Origin of the sequence: Rhodococcus sp. BP-241 (assembly GCF_019836145.1) — a bacterium.
Classification (GTDB): Bacteria; Actinomycetota; Actinomycetes; order Mycobacteriales; family Mycobacteriaceae; genus Rhodococcoides.
In genome coordinates this window covers 65,694-92,554 of sequence record NZ_JABUEI010000013.1, presented here as the reverse complement: position 1 = coordinate 92,554, position 26,861 = coordinate 65,694, and the positions used below count along the sequence as shown (strand labels likewise).

Below are 26,861 nucleotides of genomic sequence, written 5' to 3'. Positions count from 1 at the left end.
ATGTCGAATCAGAGACCACCACAGGGTGCGCCACGTATTCGACATATGTCAAGAACGTTGTAGAGTCGGGTGCGTGCCCAAGACGCTGCCGATCATCGATACCACCACCCCGGTGTGCTGCGCCCCCGTCTCCGCAGCACCGATGGACGAGCATGCCGCGCTCGAGGTGGCCGTGCGGCTCAAGGCGCTCGCGGACCCGATGCGAATCCGCTTGATGTCGTTGCTGCTCACCGATACTGCCGGCGCTGTGTGCACATGCGACCTCGCCGACGCGCTCGGTCTCGCCGAATCCACTGTCAGCCACCACCTCGGACAGCTCCGCAAGGCCGGCATGGTGGTCTCCCAGCGGCGGGGCATGAACGTGTACTACTCCGCGCGCCCGGAGGCACTCGACGCGCTCCGAGTAGTCCTCGACCCCGCGTGCTGCCGCTGACCCGTCGTGCCGTCGACTCGGCCGACTTGCCTTCGAGCTGACTCGAACCTTTAGTGTGCGGTCATGGCCGCTCTGCTGATCTCGCAACTATCCTCGGCGACGGGAGTGCCGGCGACGACGCTGCGCTTCTACGAGAGCGAGGGTCTGCTCCCGGCGGACCGGGCCCCGAACGGGTACCGAATCTACGACGAGCGAGCCCAGCAGCGGTTGGCGTTCATCACCGCCGCGAAGAGCCTGAATCTGACTCTGCCGCAGATCAAGACGATCCTGCGGGTGTGGGAGAACGACTCCTGCGCCGCGGTGAAGTCCGGGCTGCGGCCAGCCCTGCGTGAGCACATCGCCCGAGCGGAGGAGTCGATCGCGCAGCTGACGGTACTGCGGGACGCGCTGACCGGCGCGCTGGTCCGTCTCGACGACACTCCCGATGCGTCGACGCCGTGCAACCCACAGTGCAGCTGGTTGGCATCGACGATCACCACACCCGGGCACGTGTCATGACCGGATCGCGGCGGACCTCGGTGGTGCAGTGGTGGGACACCCACCAGATCGGCTTGTACCTCCTCGCTCTCGCCGTCGGTGCCGCAGTGGGCCTCGCTGTTCCCGCCTCGGCGCCGACGTTCGAGCACGCCATCAACCCGGTGCTGATCGTGCTGCTCTACGCCACGTTCCTCGCCGTGCCGTTCGCCGCGATCGGCCGCTCCCTGCGGGATGCCCGATTCACCACCGCGGTCATCGTCCTGAACTTCGTGGTCGTCCCGATCGTGGTGTTCGCTCTGACGCGCATCGTCGCCGCCAATGAGGCGGTCCTGGTCGGGGTTGTGCTGGTGCTGCTCGCCCCGTGCATCGACTACGTCATCGTCTTCAGCGGCCTGGCCGGCGCCGCATCGGAACGCCTGCTGGCCGGGGCGCCGTTGTTGATGCTGCTGCAGATCGCGCTGCTGCCGTTGTGGCTGTGGTTGTTCGTCGGGTCCGACACGGTGTCGATCATCGACATCGCACCCTTCGTCGAAGCGTTCGTCCTGCTCATCGTCATCTCGCTGGCGCTGGCGGCGGCGACGCAGTGGTGGGCGCGGCGCCGACCCGCGGGCGAGCGGCTGATGGAGGTGATGGCGGCGGCGATGGTGCCGGTGATGATGGTGACGCTCGCCGTCGTCGTCGCCTCCCAGATCGACGCCGTCCGCAGCCGCGTCGATCAACTCGCGGCGGCCGCCGCCATCTTCGTGGTGTTCCTGATCGTGATGGCGTTCATCGGTGTCGGCGCCGGGAGAGTGTTCGGGCAGGACGTGCCGGCGACGCGGGCGCTGGTGTTCTCCGGCGCCACCCGCAACTCGCTGGTCGTGCTGCCCCTCGCCCTGGCGCTGCCGCCGGCGTTGAGCCTGGCCGCGGTGGTGGTCGTGACGCAGACCCTGGTGGAGCTGATCGGCATGGTGCTCTACGTCCGCTACGTGCCGCGCCTGGTTCCGGACGCGGTCCCGGACGACAGCACCGCCGCACCGGGGCCCTCGGCGCCGTGACGTACGTGATCGCCGAACCGTGCATCGACGTCACCGACAAGGCATGCATCGAAGAATGCCCCGTCGACTGCATCTACGAAGGCCGACGGATGCTCTACATCCACCCGGACGAGTGCGTCGACTGCGGTGCGTGCGAACCGGTCTGCCCCGTCGAGGCCATCTTCTACGAAGACGACCTCCCCGCCGAGTGGGCCCACTACGTCACCGTCAACGCCGACTTCTTCGACGATCTCGGCTCGCCCGGTGGAGCCGCGAAACTCGGCCCGACGGGCCACGACCACCCCACTGTGGTGGCGTACTCGCGGTGAGAACGGCCATCGGGAGCGTCGGTGACCGTCCCGCACTTCGTCGAACAGCATGGTCGACCTGCAGCAGGGTCGCCGCGCTCATGCTCGTTTGTCGGTGTTCCGGCGGGGTGCTGGTGCGCTGCGGGGGGCTGATCGTGTGGCCGAACGTTCTCGATCCACCGCCTCGATGTCAGCGTTGATCGTTCGACGTAGTTGTCTCAGTGCGAACGCCGACAGCGGCAGACTCGTCGCCAGCGCGATGAGCAGGACGAGCACGACAGGGAGATCGAGACCTGTCAGGGCATCGACGACGACGATTACTCCCGCCGCGACGGCGACGAGAGCCAGACGTGCAGCGTTGTAGGCCAGCACGTGCCGGACGAGCCGGCCTTTCGCTGTCGCGGGTGTCCGGATGAGTGGCATCGTCGTCCTGTCGTCCTGTCGTCCTGTCGGTCATCGGTTGGCGCTTGTCGTCGGCCCGGCCGGCCGACGAGGCGACGTGGTCGCAGGCGTGAGCGGCACTGCGACGTGAGTCAGTCGTGGGGTGCCGCCGGCGGTACCTGCTTGGTTGCTGCGTCCGCGTCCGCGTCCGAGCGTGCCGCGAGTTCGGCGAGATAAGTGTTGTACTGCGCCATCTGGCGCGATTCCGTGTCGGTTCCGAGGGTGTCCGACGGCGCCAGTCTCACGCGCGGCGGGAGCACGTCTATCGGGATCTCCGTGACTGCCGACGCCGGGGGCGGCTCGGTGGTCGTCGTGCTGGTGGAGTCCTCGAGGTGCACGAAGCGGCGGTAGGCGAAGACGACGAACGCGGCGAACAGCGGCCACTGGAAGGTGTAGCCGAGGTTCTGTCCGGTGCCCCCGGTGGAGGTGAACCGGTCCCATTGCCAGTACCCGAGGATCAGGCACACCGTGAACGCCGCGGCGACGAGGACGACGAGGGCGGGGCGTCTCATCGTGGGTTGCGGTGCTCCGTCGTGGCCGGGCGCCGACGCGGCTGTCTCGTGTGGTGCGGAGTTCTGCGCGCGCCCCGGTTCGGCCGGATTCGTGTTCGGTGCGGTGGAGGGGCGGCGGCGGAAGGTGTCAGTGAGCATGATCTTCCGGACCGTTCTGTCGTGGGTGTGTGGTGGTCGTGGGCTCGGGGAGAATCCGGTCGGCGAGGGTGTCGAATTCCGGTCCCCACCCGGCGTGGTCGGTGCGGGCCAGTCCGGCCATCTGCACCTCGGCGTGCCCGGTGCCGGTGGGGCGGATGCGAACGAAGACTCGTCGGCGCCGGATGGTGAGGGAGACGACGAGTCCGAGCATCATGGTGGTGGCGAAGACGAGGACCCATTTCTGGGTGGGGTCGTATCCGACTTGGAGGTTGGCGAACTCTTTTGCGCCGTCGAATCGGACGGTGGTGCCGTCGTCGAGGGTGGCGAACTGGCCGGGGCGCAGGTTGACTCGGTCCTGTTTGACCAGGCGCCCCTGTTCGATCATCGAGGTGCCCAGCGCGAAGATGGACTGGGGGATCCCGGTGTCGAGTCCGGCGTCGCCGCGGTAGATGTCGATGGCCACTGCGGGGTCGGTCATCTCGGGGAATCGGGAGCTCAGGAGGGCGCCGTTGAATTCCGCGGTGGGTGCGAAGAGCCCTTCGATGGCGATCTGGTTGCGGCGCCGCTCGTCCGGGTCGGTGTAGGAGCCGCCGGGTGGGTCGATGCGTAGGGCGCCGCTGCTGAGGAATGTGGTGGCGTCGTCGGGCCGGAATTGTATTGTCTCGGTGCGGGTCTGGCCGTCGGGGAAGGTGACGGTGAAGGTGGGTGCGTAGCCGTGTCCGGTGAGGTACACCCGCTGGTTTCCCAGTCGCAGAGGTGAATTGACTTTCAGTTGGTAGTCGCTCCAGGTGCCGGTTGTCAGGTCGGAGCCGCTCTGGTAGGAGATGTCGGAGGTGAACATCTCGGCCTGCCCGTTCGGCAGGTAGTCGGCGGTGAAGTTCTTCACGCGCACGCAGAACGGGTCCAGGCCGGTTCCGTCGACGGCGCTGCCCGCGCGGAAGGAGTCGTAGACGGCGGGTGAGGTGTTGCAGAACCCGGGTCCGTTGTCGGCGACGACGATCACCGATCCTTCGTAGCCGACGATCTTGCCGATCGCGACGGCGGCGAGGACCCCGACCAGGGAGAAGTGGAAGATCAGGTTGCCGGCTTCGCGGGTGTAACCCTTCTCGGCCGAGACGGTGACGGCGCCGTCGGGCTCGGTCCTGGTCTCGGTCCGCCACCGCGGCAGGTGCGTGCGGATCTCGTCGGCGATCTCTCTGGGCCCGCCGCCGGCGCGGGCACCGCCGCGGTGCAGGGTCAGACGACCGAGGTTGCGCGGCACCGCGACCGGTCGGGCTCGCAGTGCGCGGGCATGGTCGACCACCCGCGGGAGCAGGCAGCCGATGAGGGAGACGAACAGCAGGGTGTAGATGGCGGTGAACCAGGCGCTCGAGAAGACGTCGAACACCCCGAGTGCGTCGAGGGCGGGGCCGATCGCCGGTCGGGACGCGATGTAGTCGGCCACCGCCTGACTGTTGAGGTCTCGCTGCGGGAACAGTGCCCCGGGGATCGCTGCGAGCGCGAGCAGGAACAGCAGGATCAGGGCGGTGCGCATCGACGTCAGGCGCCGCCAGGTGTTGCGGACGGTCGCGGCGGCGCTGCGTGCGGTGGTGGGCCGCGCATCCGGGCGGTTCTGTACGGGCGTCGTCATGTGCCGGCCACCTGCGCGGGTGCACCGGCGGGGTTCGGTGTTCCACGTCGGGTTCGCCGCGCCGCGATGGACGCGGCGATCAGCGCCAGGACGGCCGCTGCGGTGGCGGCGCCTTCGGGTGCGCTGCCCAGTCTGGTCGCGAGAGTCAGCTCGTCGCCGAGGGGCAGGGTCGCCACGAGGGCGGCGGGGGTGAACAGGTCGGTGCGTTGGGTGACCTCGCCGGTGGGGTCGATGATCGCGCTGACACCGCTGGTGGCCGAGACGACCACACTGCGTCCGTGTTCGACCGCGCGCACCCGCGACATCGCCAGTTGTTGGTAGGTCATCTCGGTGCGCCCGAAGGTGGCGTTGTTGGTCGGGACCGCGATGAGCTGGGCGCCGGTGCGGACGGCATCGGTGACGAGCGCATCGAACGCCACCTCGTAACAGGTGGCGACCGCGACACGCAGACCGGCGATCTCGACGACACCGTCACCGTTGCCGGGGACGAAGTTGCCGGCGCGGGCGGCCGACGGGACCAGGGCGGTGACGAGCGGGCGCAGCGGGAGGTACTCACCGAACGGCACGAGCTGGCGCTTGTCGTGGGTGTCCGCCGGTCCGGTCACCGGGTCCCACACCATCGAGGTGTTCGTGGTGGTGCCGTCGCCGCGCCGCAGGACGGCGCCGACCAGGATCGGGACACCCACCGCGCGGGCCGCGCCGGTGATGGCCGCGGCGGCGTCCGGGTTGCGCAGCGGGTCGATGTCCGAGGAATTCTCGGGCCAGATGACCAGGCTCGGGCGCAGCGCCCTGCCCGCGTCGATGTCCGCGGCGAGCTCCAGCGTCCGCGCCACGTGATTGTCGAGCACGGCGCGGCGCTGGGCGTTGAAGTCCAGTCCGGCCCGAGGGACGTTGCCCTGCACCAGCGCGAGAGTCACTTCGCGACGATCGGCGGGAGCCGACTGCGGTGTCGTGGCCGTTGCCGCGGCCGCGGTGAGGGCGAGCACGAGTGCCATCGCGCCGAGTGGGCCGATGAGCTGCGCGACGCGGCGCCGACCCATCACCTCGGCGGCGGCGGCGGTCGTCGCCGCGCCGACGAGGGCGACGACGAAGCCGATGCCCGGAGCGCCCACCCACGCCGCCAGCGGCAACAGGGGACCTTCCGCCTGTCCGAATGCGGTGCGGCCCCAGGGTAAACCGCCGAACGGGACGCGGGATCGGACCGCCTCGGCGCCGACCCAGGCGCACGCGATCCACAGTGGCGCCGCGGGTAGTCGCCACAGCGCGGCCGCTGCTGCACCGAAGAGCGCGACGAAGCCTGCCTGGATGACGGCGAGCGCCAACCACGGTGCGGCGCCGACGTATTCACCCACCCACGGCAGCAGCGGAACGAAGAAGGCTGCGCCGGCCACGGCGCCGTAGGCTGCGCCCGCTCGGACGCCGACTCCGCGCAGGACCGCGGTCAGGATCGCGAGGGCGATGACGGCGAGGAACCACCAGTCGCGCGGCGGGAACCCGGCCCACAGCAGTCCCCCGGACAGGGCTGCTCCGCCGCCGCGGACGAGCAGGGCGCGCAGTGCGCGTGCGCGCAGATCCCCGGGGCGGGCTCCGCTGCGGGCGGGGTCGCCCGCAGCGAGGGTCTCTGTCGTCATGCACTCCCCCGGTCACATCCGTGGACACAGGACGACACCCGCCCCTCAATTACTACGATACATAGTATTTTCGGGTCGGCGGCCTGCGCCTCACGGAACGGGACACACGGTCGACCACAGGCGCGTCGGTGCACCTGCTGCCCTGGTGTGAGAGCGGCGTGATGCGTCCCTGGTCACCAGGACAGTTCGGAGCACCGCCCTTGTCCCTGGACCGGCTCGACCTGGATGGTCGCGTGTTCGAGACCGTAGCGGTCGGCGAGGATCTCCCGCGCCCGGGCCAGCACCGCGGCCGGCTCGACCCCGTCGTGCACCGCCATGTGCGTCGAGGCCACCTCCATGCCCGAGGTGAGGGTCCACACGTGCAGGTCGTGGACGTCCTGGACTCCGTCCACTGCGGCCAGCGCCGCCGTCACCTCGTCGATGTCGAGCCGTGCGGGTGCGTGTTGCAGCAGGATCCGCAGGGCACTGCGCCCGAGGGAGTAGGCGCGGGGCAGCACGAACAGGCCGATGGCGACGCCGATGACCGGGTCGGCGTATCGCCAGCCGAACAGCACGGTGACCAGGCCGCTGATCAGGACTCCGACGGATCCGAGCATGTCGGCCATCACCTCGAGGTACGCGCCGCGCACGTTCAGGCTTTCTTTCGCGCCGCTGCGCAGCAGGAGGAAGGCGGCGATGTTCATCAGCAGTCCGAACGTCGCGACGGCCATCACCGGTACACCCGCCACCTCGGGGGGATCGGAGATGCGCTGGGCCGCTTCGTAGAGAATCCATCCCGCCACGGCGAAGAGCAGGATCGCGTTGAACAACGCCGCGAACACCTCGGCGCGGTAGAGCCCGAAGGTGCGGTCCGAACGCGCCGATCCTCGTCGGGCCAGGGAGATCGCGACCACGGCCATCAGGATGCCGAAGACGTCGGTGAACACGTGCGCCGAATCGGACAGCAACGCGAGCGACGAGGTGGACAGCCCGACCACCACCTGCGTGATCAGCGTGGCGCATCCCAGCCCGACCGCGATCCACAACCGCGTGAGGTGAGCGCCGGAGGCGCTCACCGGATCCTTGTCGCCTACACCGTGTCCGTGTCCGTGTCCCACAGCTCCTCCTTCGTCGACCCTGGTCGGCCGTCCGGACAACATATGCACGGATGCGCATGTATGCAAGGGCCTGCGGGCGGGAGGGCCGCACCTCCACAACAACTATGCTCCGTAGTAGAACAGGGTTCTCGTCGCGGTGTCTCGGTCCCGGGCGCCTGGGACGGGCCACCGAGAAGGGGTGCAGACCGATGCCGACCGACACCGCCCGCAGAGGCGCCGCGCAGGGGCGCCAACTGGTCGCCGCAGCACTGACCGCGGCCCCGGTGATAGCGGGCGTTCTGGCCGCTGCCCTGGCGAGTCGCTCCACGTCGCAGGCGTTGTCCTTGCTGGGGTTGCCCGACCCGGGACTGCTCACCACGCTCGGCATCCCGGCGCTGACCGCCGCCGGAGAGGTCTGCGCCGCCATCGCCGTCGGGTCGTTGCTGCTGTCCGCGTTCGTCCTCCCGCCGCAGCGAACAGGTGTCCTCGACCTCGACGGCTACCTCGCGGCGCGGACGGCGGCGGCGGCGATGTCGGCGTGGGCCGTGTGCGCCGCGCTGCTGGTGCCGCTGACGTTGTCCGATGCCTCGGGTCGACCGATCTCCGAGGTCGCGGCGCAACCTGCTCTGTTCGCCGCCGCGGTGGCGGACGTGGACACTGCCGCGGCGTGGGCGGCGACCGCGGTACTGGCCGCCGTCGTCGCCGTGATCTGCCGGTCCGCCCTCACCCACGCAGTGATGCCCGCACTGTTCGCGGGCGCGGTGCTCACGCTCATGCCCCGCGCGGTGTCCGGGCACTCCTCCACCGGCGGCGATCACGACATCGCCACCGATTCGCTGATCCTGCACATCGCGGCGGCGGCGGTGTGGATCGGCGGACTGCTCGCACTGCTCGCCCACGCCGGTCGCCGGGGCGACGACGTGGCGCGGGCGACGCAGCGGTACTCGCATTTCGCGACGGTCGCCTTCGCCGTCATCGCCGTCTCCGGTGTCGTCAATGCCGCGGTGCGCGTACCGGTGACGGCGTTGTGGGGATCGACCTACGGAATCCTGGTTCTCGGCAAGGCGGCGGCGCTGATCGCGCTCGGCGTCTTCGGGTGGCGCCAGCGACGCCACCTGATCGGCGCACTCTCGCGGCCGTCCGACACGGTCGACCGTCGCCGGGCGTTCCTGCGCCTGTCGGTCGTCGAGACGCTCGTCCTCCTGGCCACGGTGGCCCTGGCCGTCGCACTGGGCCGGACGCCGCCGCCGGCGCCGGAGGACGAGGGCCTGCCACAGGCCCACGAGGAAGTGCTGGGCTTCGCCCTCGACGGACCCCTCACGGTGGCCCGCGCGGTGTTCGACTGGCGCATCGACCTGCTGTTCGGCTCGGCCGCGGTCCTGGCCGTCGTGATCTACCTCCTCGCCGCCCGCCGCCGACGCCGCCTGGGCCTGCACTGGCGCCGACGGTGGACCGCCAGCTGGATCGCCGGCGCCGCAGTCATGCTGCTCGCCACGTCCTCCGGCGTCGGGCTCTACGCCCCCGCCGTGTTCAGCGCCCACATCGCGAGCATCGTCGCCACCACGATCCTGGCCCCGATGCTCCTGGTCCTGGGGCGCCCGATCACCCTCGTGGCCTCCGTGACACCGACCGCTGCGCCGCAGGACGGGGCACTGGGGTGGCGACACTTCCTGCTGTCGATGTTCCGCAGTCGGATCACCCGGTTCGCCTCCTCGCCGTGGGTGTCGGCCACCGTGCTGCTGGTGAGCCTGTTCGTGATCTACCGCGGCGGTCTCTTCGATGCGGCCGCGGACTCCCACGTCGCCGGCATCATCGTCCGCGCCTGGCTGCTGGTCTGGGGACTGGCGTTCTTCTGGTCGACGATCGGCCTCGATCCCGTCCCCCGCCGAGTCGGCGGCCCCACGCGTCTCCTTGCCACCTTCCTGCTCCTGGGCGGTTTCGCGTCCTTCGTCGTCGCCCTGATCGACACCGACACCGCCGTCGCCGCGGCGTACTACGAGAACCTCCGGCTGGAGTGGAACACCGACCTGCTCGCCGATCAGCGCCGGGCGGGCAATCTCGCCTGGGCACTGGGCGAGCTCCCGTTGCTGCTCGCCGCCGTCCTCGCCGCCGTGCGGTGGTCGGCGTCGGATCGGCGGACCGACGACGACGACGAGGATCGCGAACTCGCGGCGTACAACGAGATGCTCGGCGCCCTGCCGACGAACGGCGGTCACGGACGCGTCGAGACCGACGGGCGCAGTGGCGAACGCGTGGAGACCGTCGGGCGTGGTCGGCGGGGAACCGCGGCGGCGGGCGCTCCCGAGGACGACTGACCGGCGGCGCCCGACTCGGGAGCGATGGAAAAACTATGCTGAATAGTTGTACTGTGGCCTGACCGTCACCGTTTCGTTACCGAATCACGAGACCCGCACCCCTGAGGATCACGATCTTGGCTCGTCACCGTAAACCCGATCTGCTCGACGAGACGTGGCCCTCCGTACCGACCCGCGGCCCCGGCTGGGGAGCCCCGATCCCGCCCGTGCGAGGCCACGAACTCGTGCGGGACGCCCCGACGGCCTGCCCACCGACCCGAGGCCCGAGCTGGGACGCCCCGTCGACTTCCCGGACCGGACCGGCCGGGGGTGCCGGTCTCGCAGCGCCTCTCCCCCGGGTCCGAGCACCCCGGCGCAGGGACCCGGCGGTAGTGCCCACCACCGCGCCGCCCACCACCACACCGCCCACCACCGCGGCGATCCCGACCCGAGCAGCGGGAACTCCGCGGCGCCGCGGGGCGCATCGTCGACCCGCCCCGGCGGTGGGTGGCCGCACCATCGTCGTCTCGATCGCCGTCGGCGCCGTCCTGTCGGCGGCCGCCGGCTTCCCCGAGTCGAGCTCGGCGGCGCCCACCGAGACCGCGGCCGCCGAGTTCGGACCGGCGACCACCCCGAGCCCCGCTCCGTCACTGCCTGCTCCCCCGCAGATACTGGCGCTGCCCGATCTCGACCGGACAGCGCGTGAGCTGACCGATCAACTGGCGAAGGGAGGCCTGCGTCAGGCGGAGCAGGCGCTGCGCGAGGCCATCGCCCGCAGGCCGCTGACCGCGTCTCCGGTGTCGGGGACCGTGACCTCCGCCTACGGCCCTCGGTGGGGCAGCACCCACTACGGACTCGACATCGCCAACACCATCGGCACCCCCATCGTCTCGGTCACCGACGGGGTAGTCATCGAGGCCGGCCCGGCGGACGGGTTCGGACTGTGGGTGCGCATCCGCCAGGACGACGGGACCATCGGCGTCTACGGTCACATCGACGAGGCTCTCGTCAGCGCAGGACAACGAGTCGCCGCCGGAGATCTCATTGCTACGGTGGGCAATCGCGGTCAGTCCACCGGGCCGCACCTGCACTACGAGGTGTGGCAGGCGGACGGGGCGAAGTCTGATCCCACCACCTGGCTCGCAGCGCGGGGGGTCAGCGTGGGGCAGACGACGAACGGCGCGCAGTGACGGACGGCAGAGAGAACTGACAGTGATGAAGAGGCTCGGCGACCTCGAGGCAGCGGTGATGAACGTGCTGTGGGAGAGCGATGCCCCCAAGTCGGTGCACGAGCTGCGTGACTTGCTCAGTGACCGCGACCTGGCCTACACCACCGTCCTGACCGTGGTGACGCATCTGCACGAGAAGGGGTGGGTGCACCGCACCAAGCTCTCCCGCGCCTACATCTACTCCCCGGTGCAGACCCGCGCCGAAGCGACCTCGCAGGCGCTGCGGGACATCCTCGACACCAGCGGCGACTCCGCGGCGGTGCTGATGCACTTCGCGAAGACCGCCTCCGCACGCGAACTCGACGCCCTTCGCGCCCACCTCCCCGAGGCCGAGCGATGATCGCCGCAGCGGTCCTGGTGATCGCGGCGCTCACCCTGGCCACTGCGGGCCCGTACTGGCTCGACGCCCTCACCCGGAGTGTGGCCCCGTCCCTCGCTCTCACCGCGTGGATCAGCAGCGTCGCGGCGGTGTTCGTCCTGCTCGCCGCGGCGCTGGCAGTTCTTCTCTGGCCCGATCACGCCCCCGCCGAGGGGCTGGTGGAACTGGCTGTCTCGTGTGCGAGCAGCCTGCTGCACACCGCACGGCCGTGGGTCGGAGAAGCCGCAGCTGTGACCTCGGCCGCCCTGGCTGCCGGGGCGACGGCACGACTGGCGCGGTCGGCGCGCTCGCAGCGGCGAGCCCGCAGCCTCGTCCGGGAACGGCACCGCGACCTGCTCTCGGTCGTCGCGCGCGTCGGGACGGGTCCCGAGCGTGTGCTGTGGTTGGACCACCCGCTGCCCTTGGCCTACAGCGTGAGCGGGCGCCCGGGGTTCATCGTCGCCACCGAGGGTCTGCGCGAGCACCTCGACCACGACCAGCAGGACGCCGTGCTGGCGCATGAGCGTGCGCATCTGCGCGGGCGGCACCACGCCATCGTCGCCGCCGCCGAAACCCTCGCCGCCGCCTTTCCCCGCATTCCCCTGTTCGGCGCGGCGCCGGGCGCGATCCGGGTCCTGGTCGAGCATGCCGCCGACCGGAGTGCGGCCGGCGCGACCAGCGCCGCCGCGGTGAGCTCAGCCCTGGCCACCGTCTCCGGCGCGGAGTCGATCCGCCCGTCCTGGGCGTTGGGGCTGATGAACGAGACCACGCGCGACCGGATTCGACGACTCGACGGGTCGATCACGCACACCACCTCGACCGCCCATGCTGCCGTCGCCGTCCTGCCGGTGCTCGTCGTCGCCGCCGCGGCCCTGACATTGAGCACCTTCTCGGCGCTGCTCTGCCTGGTCCTGCAGTCCTGACCCGAAAACTACGCCGCATAGTATTTCCGATACGCTGGGTCCGCGGCGCCGCCGCCCGGTAAGAGGGACGCCCCCCCTTCCCGACCCCGAGACCCGCGACGCCCACCGTGTGGGGTGCGCGTCGGTCGCCGCGACAGATGAAGGACGTACCGGTGAAACGCAGTGTCATGGCCCTGATGTTGGCGGTCGGTCTCGCGCTGCTCGGAGCAGCGCCCGCCGCGGCGCACAGTGAACTGATCAGCTCCAACCCCGAAGCCGGTCAGGCACTGGACTACGCCCCCATCGGGGTCGAACTGGTCTTCAACCAGGACATCAACGAATCCTTTGCCACGGTCAGCGTCGTGGGACCGGGCAACGAGCAGTGGGCGCAGGGCGACACCGATGTCGACGGCCCCACCGTGACGGTGTCGGTACGCGAGGGCGCCCCCGTCGGCCGCTACACCGTCGGTTACCGCGTCACCTCAGCCGACGGTCACCCCATCACCGGCTCGTACGACTTCACGGTGACCTCCCTCGACCCGGTCGACGCCCCCTCGTCGCCCTCCCCCACCGACGCCCCTGCTGCCGCGGGCGCCGCCGCGACACCGACGACCACCGCCGCGCCGGCCTACGACCCGCGAGATCCCGCGGCCAGCGAAGGCGAACGCGAACCCAAGCAGGACACCGCGGTGCTGTTGACCACGCTGGGTATCGCCGTCCTCGGGTTGGGAGCGATCGCCGTCACGTTGGTGATCCGCAAGAAGAACAAGCCGTGACGCCGCGCAGATGACGTCGTCGATCGTCGACCTCCCACAGGCTCCCCCGGACCTCGGCGCGCTGCTGTCGTGGGACGTGCCGCCGCTACCGATCCTCCCTCTGGCCGCCGCCGTCATGGCGGGCCTGTACTGCTGGGGTGTGTACCGGGTGCGGCGGACCGGGCGGGCGTGGCCGCGGTGGCGTACGGCGAGCTTCCTCGCCGGGTGTGCGGCGTTGGCGGCGGTGACGGGTCTGCAGATCGAACGCTACGGCTACGAAGTGTTCAGCATCTTCATGTTCCAGCACCTGACGCTGTCGATGGCGGTCCCCCCGTTGCTGGTGGTCGGCTCGCCCGGCAGGTTGCTGCTGCGCAGCGCCGCGCATCACGGAGCGGGTCGGGCCGTGCTGGTCGCGGCGCTGTGGGGACTGCGCAGCCGAGCGGGACGTCTCGCGCTACATCCCGGAGTGACGATTCCGCTGTTCCTGTTCAGCTACTACGGGCTGTATCTGTCGTCGTTGTTCGACGCGCTCGCCTCGACCGTGCTCGGGCACACCTCCATCGAGGTCTTCTTCCTGCTCAGCGGGCTGGTGTTCATCGTCCCGGTGCTGGCGGTCGGGCCGCTGCCGATCCGGCAGAGCTACCTGGGTCGGCTGTTCGATCTGTTCGTCGAGATGCCGCTGCACGTGTTCTTCGGAGTCATCCTGATGATGTCGACGACCCCGATGCTCGCCACGTTCGCTTCCCCGCCGGAGGACTGGGACCTGGATCCGGTGGCCGATCAGAAACTCGCCGGAGCGTTGGCGTGGTCGTACGGTGAACCCGTCGCACTGCTGGTTGTGGTGATCTTCTGCATCGCGTGGCACAAGCACGAGACGTCGAGATCGGCGCCGTCGTCGACGCACTCGGACGACGATTCCGCACACCTGGCGTACAACGCGTATCTGCACTCCCTCGCCACCGGGGAACGCCGCGTCCGGTGACCGGCTCGAACTGCCCCCCGCCCGCGCCGGTACCGAGGGCCGACCGTGGTGAACGATCCCGGGAGTCACACCATCGACACAGTCGTCGAACGGCGACGGTGCGCGGTCCGGGCGGCGGGGTGCAGGTCAGATGGGCAGGATCACCGAGGTGACGAACTCGTCCCGGATCCAGCTGATGAACACACTCCACACTCCGGTGACGAGTGCGACCCCGACCGCGATCATGATCAGCCCGCCGACGGTCTTGATGGTCCGGGTGTTGCGGCGCAGCCACCCGATGCTGCGGACCGCCGAACTCGACCCGAACGCCAACGCCAGGAACGGAAATCCCAGCCCCACGCAGTAGGCGGTGATCAGCAGCACTCCCCGCGCCGCGGTGGCGCCCTCGGTGCCGGCGGCGACGGAGAGCACACCGGCGAGGGTGGGGCCCAGACACGGTGTCCATCCCAGCGCGAACACTCCGCCGAGCAGCGGGGCGCCGGCCAGCGAGGAGATCTGCCGCGGCGCGAATCGGGTGTCGCGTTGGAGCGCCGGAACGAATCCCAGGAAGGTCATCCCCATGACGATGGTGACCACACCCCCGATCCGTTGCAGCAGTTCCTGATTGAGCCGCAGGGTGCCGATGACACCGAACACCGACACCGTCGCCAGCACGAACACCACGGTGAATCCGGCCACGAACAGTGCCGCTGCCCCCACCACCCGCCACCGGGACGCCAGGGTGGGCGCCGCGCCGCCGGCGGCGATCCCACCGACCGCGCTGTTCGCGGTCGGCTGGTCTGCGCCGGAGATGCTGGCCAGGTACGACACGTATCCGGGAACGAGCGGGACCACGCACGGGGAGGCGAAGGAGACCAATCCGGCGAGGACGCACGCCGCCGCGGCCAACAGAAGCGGCCCTGTCGCGGCGAGGTCCTGGAATCGTGTTCCGATGTCCTGCGCCACAAGCTCGTTCACTCGGCCGCCACACGTTGGACGACGGGCAGCAGGTCCTCGGCCAGCAGCGCCCGCATGAACACCGCGGCCACGCGGTGGTCCCGGTCGAGCACCAGCGTCGACGGGATCACGCTGGCGGGGTAACTGCCGCCCAGTGCGGTCAGCGTGCGCATCGCGGGGTCGTAGATCGAGGGGTACGAGACGTTGTTGTCGATCACGAAGTCCTGCGCCTTGTCCTGCTGGAGGTCGCGGACGTTGATGCCGAGGAAGTTCACACCCAGGTCGCGGGTGCGCTCGTAGACCTGTTCGAGGTCGTCGGCTTCGCCGCGGCACGGCCCGCACCACTGGCCCCACAGGTTGATCACCACGACGTTGCCGGCGAAGTCCGACACCGAGGTGACGGCGGCGGTGTCCATCAGGTCCGGTCCGCTCATGGGTCCGATCGCGCCGCGGGTGCCAGGTGGGTCGTAGAAGATGTCGGTCTGTCCGCCGGGGGCGACGAAGTCGAACGTTCCTCCGGAGGCGACCGCGTCCGAGCCGCCGGCGCAGCCCGAGAGCGCCAGCACCACCGTCATCGCCGCGGCCGCGGCGCCAACGATCCGCCGGGGCGCCCGGCGTTCTGCAGCCGATGCGTGGGCGTTCATGCGAGCGTGCTCCAGTACGACCAGAACCGCACCGCGATCAGCCCGGCGAGCGTGAGGAACCACAGGGTCAGCGGGACAGAATGCGTGCGCACGAGCGCTCTCGCCCACCCGGGTCCGCCGTGGGCGGTGGTGAGGCGGTCCAGGTTGGTCAGGGTGACATACCAGAACGCCGGCACCGTCACCGCCCACACCGCCATGCAGTACGGGCACAGCGCCCCGATCTCGTACAGGCTCTGACCGATCAGCCAGTGCACGAACACCACGGCCGCGGTCATCGCCACCTGCACCACTGCCCAGAACCACCAGGACAACACCGCTCCCGCGAGCAGTACGGCGCCGACGGCGCCCAGTGCGGCGAATCCCCCGACGCCGATCAGGGAGTTGGGGAATCCGAACACCGACGCCTGCTCGGTGCTCATCACGGACCCGCAGTTCAGGACCGGGTTGATGCTGCACGTCGGGACGTAGGACGGGTTCGATGCGAGTGTGAACTTCTCGACCGTCAGCGCGAAGGCGGAGGCGAACCCGAGCGTTCCCGCGGCCAGCAGCAGCCACGGCAGCAGCCGCGTGAACGGCCGCGTCGGTGTCGTCGCGGGCGCAGCGGCGCGGTCAGCGCAGAGCGGCGTCGAGGGCATCGGTGAGATCGCTGATGTCGGTCGCCTCGACGCGGACGCCGTCGACGAAGAAGGTCGGGGTTCCCTGCACTCCGAGCGCTTGCCCGTCGGCCACGTCCGCGCGGATCCGCTCGAGGGTCGCCGGGTCGTCGTAGGCGGCGTCGTACGCGGTCATGTCCAGGCCCAGGCCGGCGCCGAACTCGCGGAACAGGTTGTCCATGGGCGCCTGCTGCTCACCCCACTGCGCCTGCGTCTCGTACATCCGCTGATACATCGCCTCGAACCGGCCCTGCTGAGCGGCGGCCTCCACGGCACGCGCGGCGCGCTCGGCGTTGGCGTGCGACGGAATCGGGAAGTAGCGGACGACGAAGGTGACCGTGTCGCCGTAGGTCTCGCGCAGCTGCTCCACCGCCGGGTACGCCGCCCGGCACGCCTCGCACTCGAAGTCCAGGAACTCCACGAACGTCGCCCGACTCTCCGGCGGGTCGCTCAGGCGGTGACTGTTCTCCCGCACCGCCACCGCCGCCGGGTCATCGGCGGCATCCTCGGCCGCCGCCGATGCTCCGGAATTCGACGAACTCCAGAACACGAACGACGCGAGCGCGACAGCGAACACCGCGATCAGAACCATCGAGACCTTGACGGACCGAGTCACGCTTACTCCTCTGCACTGACGACGCACCGGCGACCCGCTGCGCATCCAAATACTACGACTCATAGTAATTCATGGAGGTCGGCCGGCCGCGTCGGACCCACGAAGGCGCTGGATCGCTATACACCGATCACACCGGATCGCGCTGCTATCATCGCCGAATGACGATCAATTCTGATGCGTGCCTGCTCGGCGGCACCGCGTCGGCACTCGATCCCGCGGTGTCGCTGTTCCACAGCCTCTCCGATGCCACCCGTCTGGCCATCGTGCGCCGACTCGCCGATGGTGAGGTGCGTGTGGCGGACCTGGTCAGCGAACTGGGGCTGGCCCAGTCGACGGTGTCGGCGCACATGGCCTGCCTGCGGGACTGCGGCCTGGTCACCGGTCGCCCCCAGGGTCGACAGGTGTTCTACTCCCTCGACCGGCCGGAACTGCTGGACCTGCTCGCCTCGGCCGAGAACCTCCTCGCCGCCACCGGCAACGCGGTGGCGCTGTGCCCGAACTACGGCACCGAGTCCGCCGGGCCGGCGGTGATCGCATGAGTGACGCGTGCGGCTGCGGCCACGACGAACCACGCCCGGACGGCGACGAGGAGCACGAACCCGACACGCTGTGGCAGATCACCGAGATCCGCGCCGCCGCGCTGGCCGGTGTCCTGCTGGCGGCAGGGCTGATCATCGGGTGGACCGGCGGACCCGATCGCGTCACCCTGGTGCTCGAATCGCTCGCGCTGATCGTCGCCGGCTACACCTTCGTCCCGTCGACACTCCGGCGCCTGGCCCGCGGCAAGATCGGCGTCGGCACCCTGATGACCATCGCGGCGGTCGGCGCCGTGATCCTCGGTGAGGTCGGCGAGGCAGCAATGCTCGCGTTCCTCTTCGCCATCAGCGAAGGCCTCGAGGAGTACGCGGTCGCCCGCACCCGGCGAGGCCTGCGAGCACTGCTGTCCCTGGTCCCCGACACCGCCACGGTCCGCCGAGACGGCCGCGAGCAGTCGGTGTCGCCGACCGAGTTGATGCTCGGGGAGATGATGATCGTCAAGCCCGGCGAACGCATCGCCACCGACGGCACCATCCGCCGCGGCACCACCGCACTCGACACCTCGGCGATCACCGGCGAATCGGTGCCCGTCGAGGCCGGGCCCGGCGACGACGTGTACGCCGGGGCCATCAACGGAACCGGAGTGCTCGAGGTGGAGATCTCCGCACGCGCCGAGGACAATTCGCTGGCCAAGATCGTCCGGATCGTCGAGGCCGAGCAGTCCCGCAAGGGTGAGGCGCAGCGGCTGGCCGACACGATCGCCAAGCCCCTGGTACCGGCGATCATGGTCGCCGCCGCCCTCATCGCCGCCGTGGGCAGCCTGTTCGGCGAACCACGGGTCTGGATCGAACGCGCACTGGTCGTCCTCGTCGCCGCCTCACCGTGCGCACTGGCCATCGCCGTCCCGGTCACCGTCGTCGCGGCGATCGGCGCCGCCAGCAAACTCGGCGTCCTGGTCAAGGGAGGCGCAGCCCTCGAAACGCTGGGCCGCATCCGCGCGATCGCGCTCGACAAGACCGGCACCCTGACCCGCAACAAGCCGGTCGTCATCGACGTCGCCACCGCCAACGGTGCGACCCGCGAACAGGTCCTCGCCGTGGCCGCGGCGCTGGAAGTGCGCAGCGAACACCCCCTCGCCGCGGCGATCCTCGCCGCCGTCGACGACCACACTCCCGCCGAGGACGTCGTCGCCGTCACCGGCGCCGGACTCACCGGGCGCCTCCGCGGTACCGACATCCGACTCGGGCGGCCCGGGTGGATCGAGCCCGGCCCGCTGGCCGCGGACGTGGAACGGATGCAGCACGCCGGAGCCACCGCCGTCCTCATCGAACAGGACGGCCGCACCCTCGGCGCGATCGCGGTCCGCGACGAACTGCGACCCGAAGCCGCAGAAGTCGTCGCCGGTCTCCGCCGCGACGGCTACCACGTCGCGATGCTCACCGGGGACAACGAACGCACCGCCCGCGCGCTGGCCGCCGACGTCGGTATCGAGGAGGTCCACGCAGATCTGCGACCGGAGGACAAAGCACGCATCATCGGCGACCTGAAGGGCCGCCGGTCGACCGCGATGGTCGGCGACGGCGTCAACGACGCCCCCGCACTCGCCACCGCCGACCTCGGAATCGCCATGGGCGCCATGGGCACAGACGTGGCCATCGAGACCGCGGACGTCGCCCTGATGGGTGAGGATCTGCGGCACCTGCCGCACGCCTTGGCTCACGCGCGCAGATCCCGGCGCATCATGTTGCAGAACGTCGGACTCTCGCTGGCGATCATCATCGTGCTGATGCCGCTCGCCCTGTTCGGAATCCTGGGTCTGGCGGCAGTGGTGCTGGTGCACGAACTCGCCGAGATCGTGGTCATCGCCAACGGCGTCCGCGCCGGCCGCACCCACCCCCTGCCCGCCGCAGCGGTGCCCGCACCGGCCCCGGCAGCAGCCCAGGCCCGCATATGAGCCCAAACCCCACCTCGGGCCCGATGCCGGGTGTCTCGACCGGTGGCCGCTCGGCGACTCGATCCCGGCGAATCCTGACGATCGTCGTCGCAGTCCTCGTCGCGGCCGCACTCGCAGCCGACCCCGTCGCCCGCCGCGCACTCTCCGACGGCCGCGCCATCGACCTGGGGTTACTCCAACTGAAGCTCGCCTACAACAGCGGCGTCGCCTTCAGCGTCGGCAACGGGTTGCCGCCCTGGGTCATCATCGCCGTCACCGCCACCATCACCGCCGCCATCGGCGTGTACGCATGGCGCACCGTCCCCGCCGGGTCACCGACGGGGACCGTGGGACTGGCGGCGATCGTCGCCGGCGCCGCCGCCAACGTGATCGACCGCGCCGCCGACGGCCGCGTCACGGACTACTTCCACACCGGCTGGTGGCCCACCTTCAACCTCGCCGACACCTACCTCACCTGCGGAGTCGTGCTGGTCATCATCGCGACCCTCCGAGAGAGCACGACGCACTCCGATCCCCCACCTCCATCGGACACATCCGCGTGAGCGCGTCGCGACGTCGACGACGGGCCGCCGCAGCCACGCGCGAACACGCCGCCCGGGCATCCTGTCGTCAAGCGGTGCGGCAGTGATCACCACCATCGCCGCGGCCGTCGCCATGTTCGCCGGCACCAACATCGACGACATCGTCGTGCTGACCGTGCTGTTCGTCGCCTCCGCCAGCCAGGGTCGGCCACGGGCCTGGCAGATCGTCGCCGGCCAGTATCTCGGCCTGATCACCCTCGTCGCGATCAGTGTCGTCGCCGCACTCGGACTGGTCATCGTGCCGCAGGACTGGGTCGGGCTGCTCGGTGTGCTGCCCCTGTCGCTCGGCCTGTGGACACTGATCCGCGGCCTGCGTAGCGACGACGAGGACGACCCCCCGGTCGCGGCGACCGGAATGGCCGGTGTCGCCGCCATCACCATCGCCAACGGCGCCGACAACATCGCCGTCTACACCCCCGTCTTCCGGACACTCGGTGCGCCACAGACCGCGCTCACCATCGCCGTGTTCCTGATCTGCGTCGGAATTTGGTGCTACGCCGGCAGTGTCTTGGGAACACGCAGGAAGGTCGTCGACACTCTCGAACGGGTCGAACACTGGCTCGTACCCGCGGTGTTCATCGGCTTGGGTATCTTCATCCTCCTCGAATCCGGAGTACTCGGCCGACTTGTCGCCGCCGCGTCCTGACCCGCATCCGCTCACCCGTCGGCTTTGGGCGCCGTTCCATGAACTGCTGGGCCCCGGTTCGCGGGATCATCGCGCCCCGGCACGGTTCGGATTCCGCGGGCCGCTACCCCGGCGGCGCCACGTCGATGCTGTCGATCTTGCGCAGGAGCTCCTCGATGCGATTCTCGACCTCGTCGAGTCGTGCACCCACATCCGACAGTCGCTGGTGAGCGCGCCGACGCGCCAGGGTTCCGTGCGCGTAGTAGTTCTCATCGAGGACGAAGTCGTCCTCGAACCACGGGTCGGCAGTGTCGGGGACTTCGCCCGGCCCCGTGATGCGTCCGCGATGAGTCGGCGACTGCCCTGTCAGGTGTGCTCTCGCAAGGATCGACGCTGACCTTCCGGTCAGCGGGTCCGGCGCCCACGGGGTGTGGCCCCAGCGGTCGATGCGCACCAAAAGCGGGTCGTTCGCGCGCGCCGCCGGGATCAGTTCTCTCGCGTCGCCGGTCCTCGGGGCCCCTGCACGAGCCGGGTCGAGAGCGTCGGCCATCATCCGATTCGTCACAGCACCGTCGAGAATCGACTGAACCTGCGCCCACCGCCGATAGATCGCGACCGGACCGTGACCGCTGCGGTCACCGAACAGATCTTCCGTGATGCGATGGTTCCCACGGACGACGAGGTCCGCGCCGTCGATGGTGATGTCGCCGCGCCGCAACACAGTGATCTCGGTGGAGGTCATTCCGGATGCGACCAGCGTCAGGATCATCGCGTCGCGGCGGCCGAACAACGCGTGAGGCCAGCCGTGCGTCGGGATCGTCTCGATCATCGACGTCGCCGCCGCGCGGAAGTGAGCGGTGAGTTCGCGGCGGCGCCCGTTCACCGCCAGCCGGATCGTCACCGCGTGTCCGGGCTCGGGCAGTCCACTGCGCCGGTGCACGGCGTCGATGTCGGCGACGCGGCGTCGCTGCGTGGACGCCGCCGCCGGATGAGCGGTGAGGAACTGCGCGAGCGTGGACGGGTCCGCCGGCAGAGCCGGTCGCTCGGTGGCGGCGCACCAGTCGCGGAACAGTGCCCACGTCGACGAACCGGATCGGTCGAGGCCCGCCGGGCCGAGCGCGCCCCCCAGCTCCTGACGGTCCGCGTTCACAGGCCCAGCCTGGTGACGGCGTTGCCGATCAGGGGTGCGTTCTCGCGGGCGTAGATCTCGACCATGCCGGGGGTGGTGTGGCCGGTCTGTCGCATGATGGCGTGGGCGTCGGCCCCGTTGCGGAAGGCCTGGGTGACGAATCCTGCGCGCAGTGAGTGCCCACCCAACTGGGCGACCGTGTGTTCGTCGTAGCCGGCGTCGGCGGCGCGGCGCCGGATCGCCGCGTGCACCGCAGCGCCCGACAGTGCCGTCGTCGAGAGATTGCCGTTCTTGCGGATGGACCGGAACAGTGGCGCTCGCCCGCTTGCGGTGGACAGCGGACCTCGGCACACGTGCACCTCGAACGGGACTGCGCGGCCGAGCAACCGGATGACGGCCACCCGCCCACCCGCATCGAACGAGGCCACCACTTGCAGCCACCGTATCCACGCGCACACCGGGCAGGTGCGGTGGTGGTCGGTGAACGGCAGCGCCTTCACTGACCCGACGCCGTCCTGGTCGGTTTTCGAGCGGCGGATTCGCACGTGGGCTCCGTCGAGGCGGTCGCGGCGGACGTCGCGGCATTCGAGGTCGACGAGTTCGCTGCGCCGGAACGCCCCGGTGTAGCCCATCACCAGCAGCGCCGAGTCGCGGCGCTCCAACACCTCCGAGGCCCACCCGGTCGCGCTGCGGCGGGCGTGATCGACGATGACGGTGATGTCCGCGGTCACCAGCGGTGCACGCGGGTTCCGGGGCCGATCCCCTGCCGCGGCGTAGTCACGGCGGATGCCGGCGAGGGTGGCCCGCACCATCTCGTGGCCGCATGGGCTCTCGCATCCGCTGCTTCGGTGGCGGTCGGCGATCGCGGCGACCCATTTCCCCAGCGTCGCCGGCGCGTACGCCCGGGTCCCGTCGGCGGTGACCGTGTCGGCGGCGTCGACGAGGTACGCCGCGACGGTGGCCGGGTGCGCCGGCAGGGGACGGTGCCCGGCGCGCCCACACCAGCTCTCGAAGCGTCGCCACGACGAGGAGTAGGCGCGGCGGGTTCCCACAGACCGCGCCGAGGCCATCGACCGTTCGATCCGCGCGGCGACGTCGGTTGTCAGGTCCGGGAACGTCGCCGCAGCGCCTGCAGGAACGACCGGAACGGGCCTCGAGGTGTCGCCGGGCTGCTGATGTGCCATGTCCGGCACTGTATGCCGGGCCTCCGACACGTCTTCGCGACCAAAAGTACGCTGAGCTGGCTCTTCGGCGGCGACGCTGCGGGAAAGGAAATTCTCGTTGGTCACCGCACATATTTGGTGGGTGACAACGTGCGATCGCCGCCGCGTGACGCTTCGGAGACTGCTCACACCTATGTCTGTGCTTGATCGTTGCCGCGCCGACACACCCCCTTCGGTCACGGTGAAAGATGAATGCCCAGTTCAGCGAACACATCCGGGAGTCGGGCCGTGTCGTTCGGGGTGTGGCACCCAATGTGCGGGAACGCGAACAACGAGGCGGCTGCGGTGATGTCGCCTCGCGCGAGGTCGATGGCGCCCTACATACCGTCCCACGCACTGCTGAACTGGCAGTTCACACAGCACGTTGCGCTAAGTGAACTTAACGTCATTCAAATCAACGCAAATGTATGCGACTACAGCAGGTTTCATCGGTTGCAGCTGAGCGCCGACCGATCGAGCTGCACGCAATAACTCTGCGGTGACCAACTACCGCGTGCGCTGCAAGATACCTCCAGCTCAAGCGGTGTCTGTGGCGATTCCCGCGTCCTTGAGCGGGCGGCCCCGACGAGTCGTGACCGTACGCAGATACATGCGTCCGACGGACGCGGGCGGGCAGCACGGCTTGCCGCGGCGTCTGCTTCAATGCAGTTGTGAGCCGCGATTTGGGAGATGACACCACGGTCACCCCGTCCTTGGGTGCTGAGATCACAATGACCGACCACACTTCCGGGATCACCGAGCGCGGTCGAATAATCGATGACTACGGCAACGGCGTGCTTTCGGCCGAGTCGTCCGGGCGTGCCTGAGCGCCGGCTCGCCGGTGGGCGATTGCGCTGGACTCGGGGCGGCTGGTCTTCGCAGACAGCGCCGATTTCGCGGCGCCCGCAGCGCCGAGCAGCTGCGGCGGCGACGAAACCGGTCATGCTGCGGGGACCTCTCCCCTATCCGCGCCCACGCAGCGCTTTCGCGGGTAGTTACCCATCGGGGTCGTTGCCCCAAGGATGCGCCCGCGCAGCAACGACCACCACCGCAGCGCTTCAGCCAGATCGAGCTCGTCCACAACGCTGATAACCGACTCGGCGTGGCCGGTCGAACGCGGAGTGCTCGCAACCAGTACCGCGGATACCCGCTCGACGGTTCACCATCTCGCAGGAACCGAGAAGCGTTGAGCATTGTCGCGCCGGGGGGGATCGGAGACTGTGGTGGTTGAGGCGTCGGGGGCGGTAATTACGTACCACCCAAACCAAATTGTTTCGTCTCGCCTCTTCGAAGGTACAAAGTCCCTCTCATGTTGCGCAGGTGGGTGCGGCGCAGACACCGCTCGCGGGCGCACGAAGTCAGCCGCGTCAGTACGCGATTGGCCTACAGCACTGTCGTCATCAGCGCGCACCTCCGCCGCCGCTCAATACACCGAGCAAACCAGGGCACCCCACGGTCCCATTTCGTCACAGTGACACATGGGTAACACTTGCTCGATCGAGCTGGGCAATCTAGTCGGCCTGGGCGACGTGGTCAGGCGTTGGCCACCCAAGCCAAGTTTGGATCCCGGTAAGGCCATACGTACAGCCATATGCAGCGCCATACGATGGGCACGACATGCGGCTCAAGAGGTCGCCAGTAATCAGGGAGCGGCGCTACCAGCGGTTCGCGATGCCGACTTTGCTCCAGCGTGCAACGAAGCAGTTTGCTCGAGCCCCTACTAAGGTTCTGACACTTGCCTCTTGTGGACGGTGGTCAGAGCTCATACATCGAACGCAGGCTTGCTGCGAACTCCCCCAGTTGAGCTCAGGGGGGAACACCACTCGCCCGCCGGGTCCGCGATTGGCTGAACTACGAAAGTTGAGTCGGTAGGCATTTGCAGACTTGCGATCGTGCACTACCGCGATCGGCTATGGAAAGTGTTCTCGGTTGCGACAACGGGGCACCTAGAAATCCGACAGCCCGACTCTACATCGCAGGCGCGCCCTGTCCCGCCGTTCGCGCCAACCCGCCACACGCGATGTAATATTTAAGTCACAATCTGGGTCTGAACTGCGCAAACACCAGCGGCCGCACCTAAGACCATACATACAGCCATACATCAAGCCATATTTAGCGCTTTATTGATTGTTTTACATGCGATCGGTACAATTGCTTTCCGCACGCACGTATGCAAAGCTTACATAGCGCTCGGGTTTGTGCACATGCTCAAGGCTGCGTCAACAGCTGCACTATCGGCAAAGCAACAGGCTTGAGTACGCTCCAGTCATCGAGCCCTGATGTCGGACGTTGGCATTGCTGTATTTGTAACCTTGTTGCCAGCCTGACTACACGCTTGTCTTAAAGCTATGCAGGCAACCGCCGACACAGGCTTCCGTACCGCTGTGTACAAGCGGTCTTGTCAGGCTCTATGTCACGCCAGCCGCACAACCGCACACATAGCTGGTCGCTATGTCCGCCCAAGGACCGTGTCGCACGCCTGATTTCGGGCGTCAGTGCAGTACCTTCGGCTCGTGACGACATCTGGAAACTCGCGGACGCTGCTGGTAGCGAATCAGAAGGGCGGAGTTGGCAAAAGTTCGATCGTCTCTGCAGTTGCCGGCATGGTTGCAGCCGCGGGCCGACGAGTACTGGTTATCGATGCTGATCAGCAGGCCAACGTCAGTTCGTCCGATCTCGGGGTCGAAGGCGACGGGGGACGAGGCCTGAGCATGGCGTTGCAGTTCGCGCACGCGTTAGAGCCAGTTCGCGAGGTCCGACCGAACCTTGACGTCGTTCCCGGTGGACCGGCTCTTGCGGTAGTCGCATCCGTGGCTGCAACCGCTGGTCAAACGGGTATCGACCTGCGGGCGAATCTTGACTCGACATTGGACGCGTTGTGTGAGGTCGAGCAGTACGAGTTGGTGCTCATTGACTCGGGTCCCGGTGACGCTCCTCTTCTCGATGCTCTGCTCGGCACGGCTCGGTACCTTCTGGTCCCAACCAAGGACGACGACGCGAGCTTGTCTGGCGTGGAGCTTCTTGCGCTGCGGTACATGCGAGCTCGTCAGGCCGGATCGGCAATCCAACTGCTGGGCGTTGTCTTGTTCGACACGAACCCGCGAGCCACAGCCCGTAATCGCGAGGTATTCGAACAGGTTGGTGACCTTCTGGAGGGCAGTGGCGCCGACCCGTTCGAAGCCTTCATCCGTTCGGACCGTGCTGCCGCGGTGGATCTTCGTACGCGGCACCTCACACCTCTCGAACTCGTTCACGCGGCGGACATGGATCAGAAGAACCGTTTGCAACGTCTCCGTCAGAAGAGCAAACCAGGGGAGCGGTTGTGGTCTCGCGATCCGTCAGGACTGGCAAGTGACTACCAGTCGCTCACCAAGGAGATCTTGAGTCGTGTCGCGAGGGCTGAGCGTGACTACGTTCCTGGCGGTGCGGCATGAGCGGCCGGAAGCGCCGTGCAGCGTTCGATCCAAACCTTCTTGGCGATCTAGGTGACGTTTTGCCACCGATCGACGTACCCAGGTCGATAGCGCAATCTGGATCCACCGGCTCTAGCAACGATGCGAGCGAACATCTCTCGGCACGTGTATCGGTGGGAACCGACATTGCAGACCGTGACCGCCAGAACAACGTGTACTCGGATCGACCAAAATTGGACGACTCTTCAACAGCCTCGGGTGCGCCGGCGCAGTCGTTGCCAGGCAACAGTGCATCGCCACCCTCGACGGCTGCTGACGAGGAGGTCAGAACTGTTGACGACGGGGCGAGTTCACGCCGTCGTGTTGACGCGCGGCGCAAGGGCAGCCGG

At 68.8% G+C, this 26,861-nt stretch carries 26 protein-coding genes; 15 read left to right on the top strand and 11 right to left on the bottom strand.

All coding sequences use genetic code 11. From position 1 onward, the window contains the following. Positions 1–73 precede the first annotated feature (73 nt). From HQ308_RS20415 to fdxA, 4 genes are all read left to right on the top strand, one after another. A complete protein-coding gene (locus HQ308_RS20415; RefSeq protein ID WP_222647672.1) occupies positions 74–433 on the top strand; it encodes an Rv2640c family ArsR-like transcriptional regulator in 360 nt (119 codons plus the stop codon). A 63-nt stretch (positions 434–496) separates the two neighbouring features. Next, the gene (locus HQ308_RS20410) at positions 497–931 is read left to right on the top strand and encodes a MerR family transcriptional regulator (RefSeq protein WP_222647671.1); all 435 of its coding nucleotides are present in this window, start codon (positions 497–499) and stop codon (positions 929–931) included. Beyond that, complete coding sequence (locus HQ308_RS20405; RefSeq protein WP_261776384.1) at positions 928–1,947, top strand: arsenic resistance protein; 1,020 nt, start codon at positions 928–930, stop codon at positions 1,945–1,947. Before HQ308_RS20410 ends, HQ308_RS20405 begins: the two co-directional genes overlap by 4 nt. Continuing rightward, positions 1,944–2,255: a ferredoxin gene (gene fdxA / locus HQ308_RS20400; RefSeq protein ID WP_222647670.1), complete on the top strand. Its 312-nt coding sequence runs from the start codon at positions 1,944–1,946 to the stop codon at positions 2,253–2,255. Before HQ308_RS20405 ends, fdxA begins: the two co-directional genes overlap by 4 nt. Before the next feature lie 78 nt (positions 2,256–2,333). Here the strand turns inward: fdxA and HQ308_RS20395 are convergent, their stop codons facing one another. The 5 genes from HQ308_RS20395 to HQ308_RS20375 form a co-directional block, all read right to left on the bottom strand. Then, complete coding sequence (locus HQ308_RS20395; protein WP_222647669.1) at positions 2,334–2,657, bottom strand: DUF4229 domain-containing protein; 324 nt, start codon at positions 2,655–2,657, stop codon at positions 2,334–2,336. Positions 2,658–2,767: 110 nt separating this feature from the next. Next, positions 2,768–3,325: a hypothetical protein gene (locus tag HQ308_RS20390; protein ID WP_374198549.1), complete on the bottom strand. Its 558-nt coding sequence runs from the start codon at positions 3,323–3,325 to the stop codon at positions 2,768–2,770. After that, entirely contained in the window at positions 3,315–4,955 is a 1,641-nt protein-coding gene (locus HQ308_RS20385; RefSeq protein ID WP_222647668.1) for a cytochrome c biogenesis protein ResB, read from the bottom strand. Before HQ308_RS20385 ends, HQ308_RS20390 begins: the two co-directional genes overlap by 11 nt. After that, the gene (gene lnt / locus HQ308_RS20380) at positions 4,952–6,586 is read right to left on the bottom strand and encodes an apolipoprotein N-acyltransferase (protein WP_222647667.1); all 1,635 of its coding nucleotides are present in this window, start codon (positions 6,584–6,586) and stop codon (positions 4,952–4,954) included. Before lnt ends, HQ308_RS20385 begins: the two co-directional genes overlap by 4 nt. A 173-nt stretch (positions 6,587–6,759) precedes the next feature. Continuing rightward, the gene (locus tag HQ308_RS20375) at positions 6,760–7,683 is read right to left on the bottom strand and encodes a cation diffusion facilitator family transporter (protein WP_222647666.1); all 924 of its coding nucleotides are present in this window, start codon (positions 7,681–7,683) and stop codon (positions 6,760–6,762) included. A gap of 188 nt (positions 7,684–7,871) precedes the next feature. Between HQ308_RS20375 and HQ308_RS20370 the strand changes: the two genes are divergently transcribed. The 6 genes from HQ308_RS20370 (at position 7,872) to HQ308_RS20345 (ending at position 14,182) form a co-directional block, all read left to right on the top strand. Then, positions 7,872–9,977 carry a bifunctional copper resistance protein CopD/cytochrome c oxidase assembly protein gene (locus HQ308_RS20370; RefSeq protein WP_222647665.1) on the top strand — a complete coding sequence of 702 codons (2,106 nt, stop codon included), beginning with the start codon at positions 7,872–7,874 and terminating at the stop codon, positions 9,975–9,977. Between the two features lie 371 nt (positions 9,978–10,348). Beyond that, a complete protein-coding gene (locus tag HQ308_RS20365; RefSeq protein ID WP_308115842.1) occupies positions 10,349–11,146 on the top strand; it encodes a M23 family metallopeptidase in 798 nt (265 codons plus the stop codon). 25 nt (positions 11,147–11,171) lie between these two features. Further along, entirely contained in the window at positions 11,172–11,525 is a 354-nt protein-coding gene (locus HQ308_RS20360; RefSeq protein WP_222647716.1) for a BlaI/MecI/CopY family transcriptional regulator, read from the top strand. Next, complete coding sequence (locus tag HQ308_RS20355) at positions 11,522–12,466, top strand: M56 family metallopeptidase (RefSeq protein WP_222647664.1); 945 nt, start codon at positions 11,522–11,524, stop codon at positions 12,464–12,466. The genes HQ308_RS20360 and HQ308_RS20355 overlap by 4 nt, the downstream gene beginning before the upstream one ends. A 152-nt stretch (positions 12,467–12,618) precedes the next feature. After that, on the top strand, positions 12,619–13,221 hold the full coding sequence (locus tag HQ308_RS20350; RefSeq protein ID WP_308115841.1) for a copper resistance protein CopC: 603 nt from the start codon (positions 12,619–12,621) through the stop codon (positions 13,219–13,221). A gap of 10 nt (positions 13,222–13,231) precedes the next feature. Then, positions 13,232–14,182, top strand: a complete 951-nt coding sequence (locus HQ308_RS20345; RefSeq protein ID WP_222647663.1) for a cytochrome c oxidase assembly protein — start codon at positions 13,232–13,234, stop codon at positions 14,180–14,182. A 126-nt stretch (positions 14,183–14,308) separates the two neighbouring features. Here the strand turns inward: HQ308_RS20345 and HQ308_RS20340 are convergent, their stop codons facing one another. The 4 genes from HQ308_RS20340 to HQ308_RS20325 all read right to left on the bottom strand — a co-directional run bounded on the left by HQ308_RS20340 (position 14,309) and on the right by HQ308_RS20325 (position 17,031). Continuing rightward, positions 14,309–15,139: a cytochrome c biogenesis CcdA family protein gene (locus HQ308_RS20340; protein ID WP_222647662.1), complete on the bottom strand. Its 831-nt coding sequence runs from the start codon at positions 15,137–15,139 to the stop codon at positions 14,309–14,311. Beyond that, positions 15,136–15,693, bottom strand: a complete 558-nt coding sequence (locus HQ308_RS20335) for a TlpA disulfide reductase family protein (protein WP_261776392.1) — start codon at positions 15,691–15,693, stop codon at positions 15,136–15,138. Before HQ308_RS20335 ends, HQ308_RS20340 begins: the two co-directional genes overlap by 4 nt. A 65-nt stretch (positions 15,694–15,758) precedes the next feature. Further along, entirely contained in the window at positions 15,759–16,397 is a 639-nt protein-coding gene (locus tag HQ308_RS20330) for a vitamin K epoxide reductase family protein (protein WP_222647660.1), read from the bottom strand. Continuing rightward, entirely contained in the window at positions 16,372–17,031 is a 660-nt protein-coding gene (locus HQ308_RS20325; RefSeq protein WP_328811748.1) for a thioredoxin domain-containing protein, read from the bottom strand. Before HQ308_RS20325 ends, HQ308_RS20330 begins: the two co-directional genes overlap by 26 nt. 158 nt (positions 17,032–17,189) lie before the next feature. Here HQ308_RS20325 and HQ308_RS20320 point away from each other — a divergent pair, with 158 nt between their 5' ends. From HQ308_RS20320 to HQ308_RS20305, 4 genes are all read left to right on the top strand, one after another. Beyond that, the gene (locus tag HQ308_RS20320; protein WP_222647659.1) at positions 17,190–17,570 is read left to right on the top strand and encodes a helix-turn-helix transcriptional regulator; all 381 of its coding nucleotides are present in this window, start codon (positions 17,190–17,192) and stop codon (positions 17,568–17,570) included. Further along, positions 17,567–19,522, top strand: a complete 1,956-nt coding sequence (locus tag HQ308_RS20315) for a cation-translocating P-type ATPase (RefSeq protein WP_222647658.1) — start codon at positions 17,567–17,569, stop codon at positions 19,520–19,522. The genes HQ308_RS20320 and HQ308_RS20315 overlap by 4 nt, the downstream gene beginning before the upstream one ends. Further along, positions 19,519–20,064: a signal peptidase II gene (locus tag HQ308_RS20310; RefSeq protein ID WP_222647657.1), complete on the top strand. Its 546-nt coding sequence runs from the start codon at positions 19,519–19,521 to the stop codon at positions 20,062–20,064. The genes HQ308_RS20315 and HQ308_RS20310 overlap by 4 nt, the downstream gene beginning before the upstream one ends. 82 nt (positions 20,065–20,146) lie before the next feature. Beyond that, the gene (locus tag HQ308_RS20305; protein WP_222647656.1) at positions 20,147–20,749 is read left to right on the top strand and encodes a cadmium resistance transporter; all 603 of its coding nucleotides are present in this window, start codon (positions 20,147–20,149) and stop codon (positions 20,747–20,749) included. Between the two features lie 103 nt (positions 20,750–20,852). On the opposite strand, the gene HQ308_RS20300 is transcribed toward HQ308_RS20305, so the two are convergent. Both HQ308_RS20300 and HQ308_RS20295 read right to left on the bottom strand, forming a co-directional pair. After that, a complete protein-coding gene (locus HQ308_RS20300; RefSeq protein ID WP_222647655.1) occupies positions 20,853–21,878 on the bottom strand; it encodes a recombinase in 1,026 nt (341 codons plus the stop codon). Further along, complete coding sequence (locus tag HQ308_RS20295; RefSeq protein WP_222647654.1) at positions 21,875–23,041, bottom strand: site-specific integrase; 1,167 nt, start codon at positions 23,039–23,041, stop codon at positions 21,875–21,877. Before HQ308_RS20295 ends, HQ308_RS20300 begins: the two co-directional genes overlap by 4 nt. 2,531 nt (positions 23,042–25,572) lie before the next feature. Between HQ308_RS20295 and HQ308_RS20290 the strand changes: the two genes are divergently transcribed. Continuing rightward, entirely contained in the window at positions 25,573–26,493 is a 921-nt protein-coding gene (locus HQ308_RS20290) for a ParA family protein (RefSeq protein WP_308115840.1), read from the top strand. Positions 26,494–26,861 lie beyond the last annotated feature (368 nt).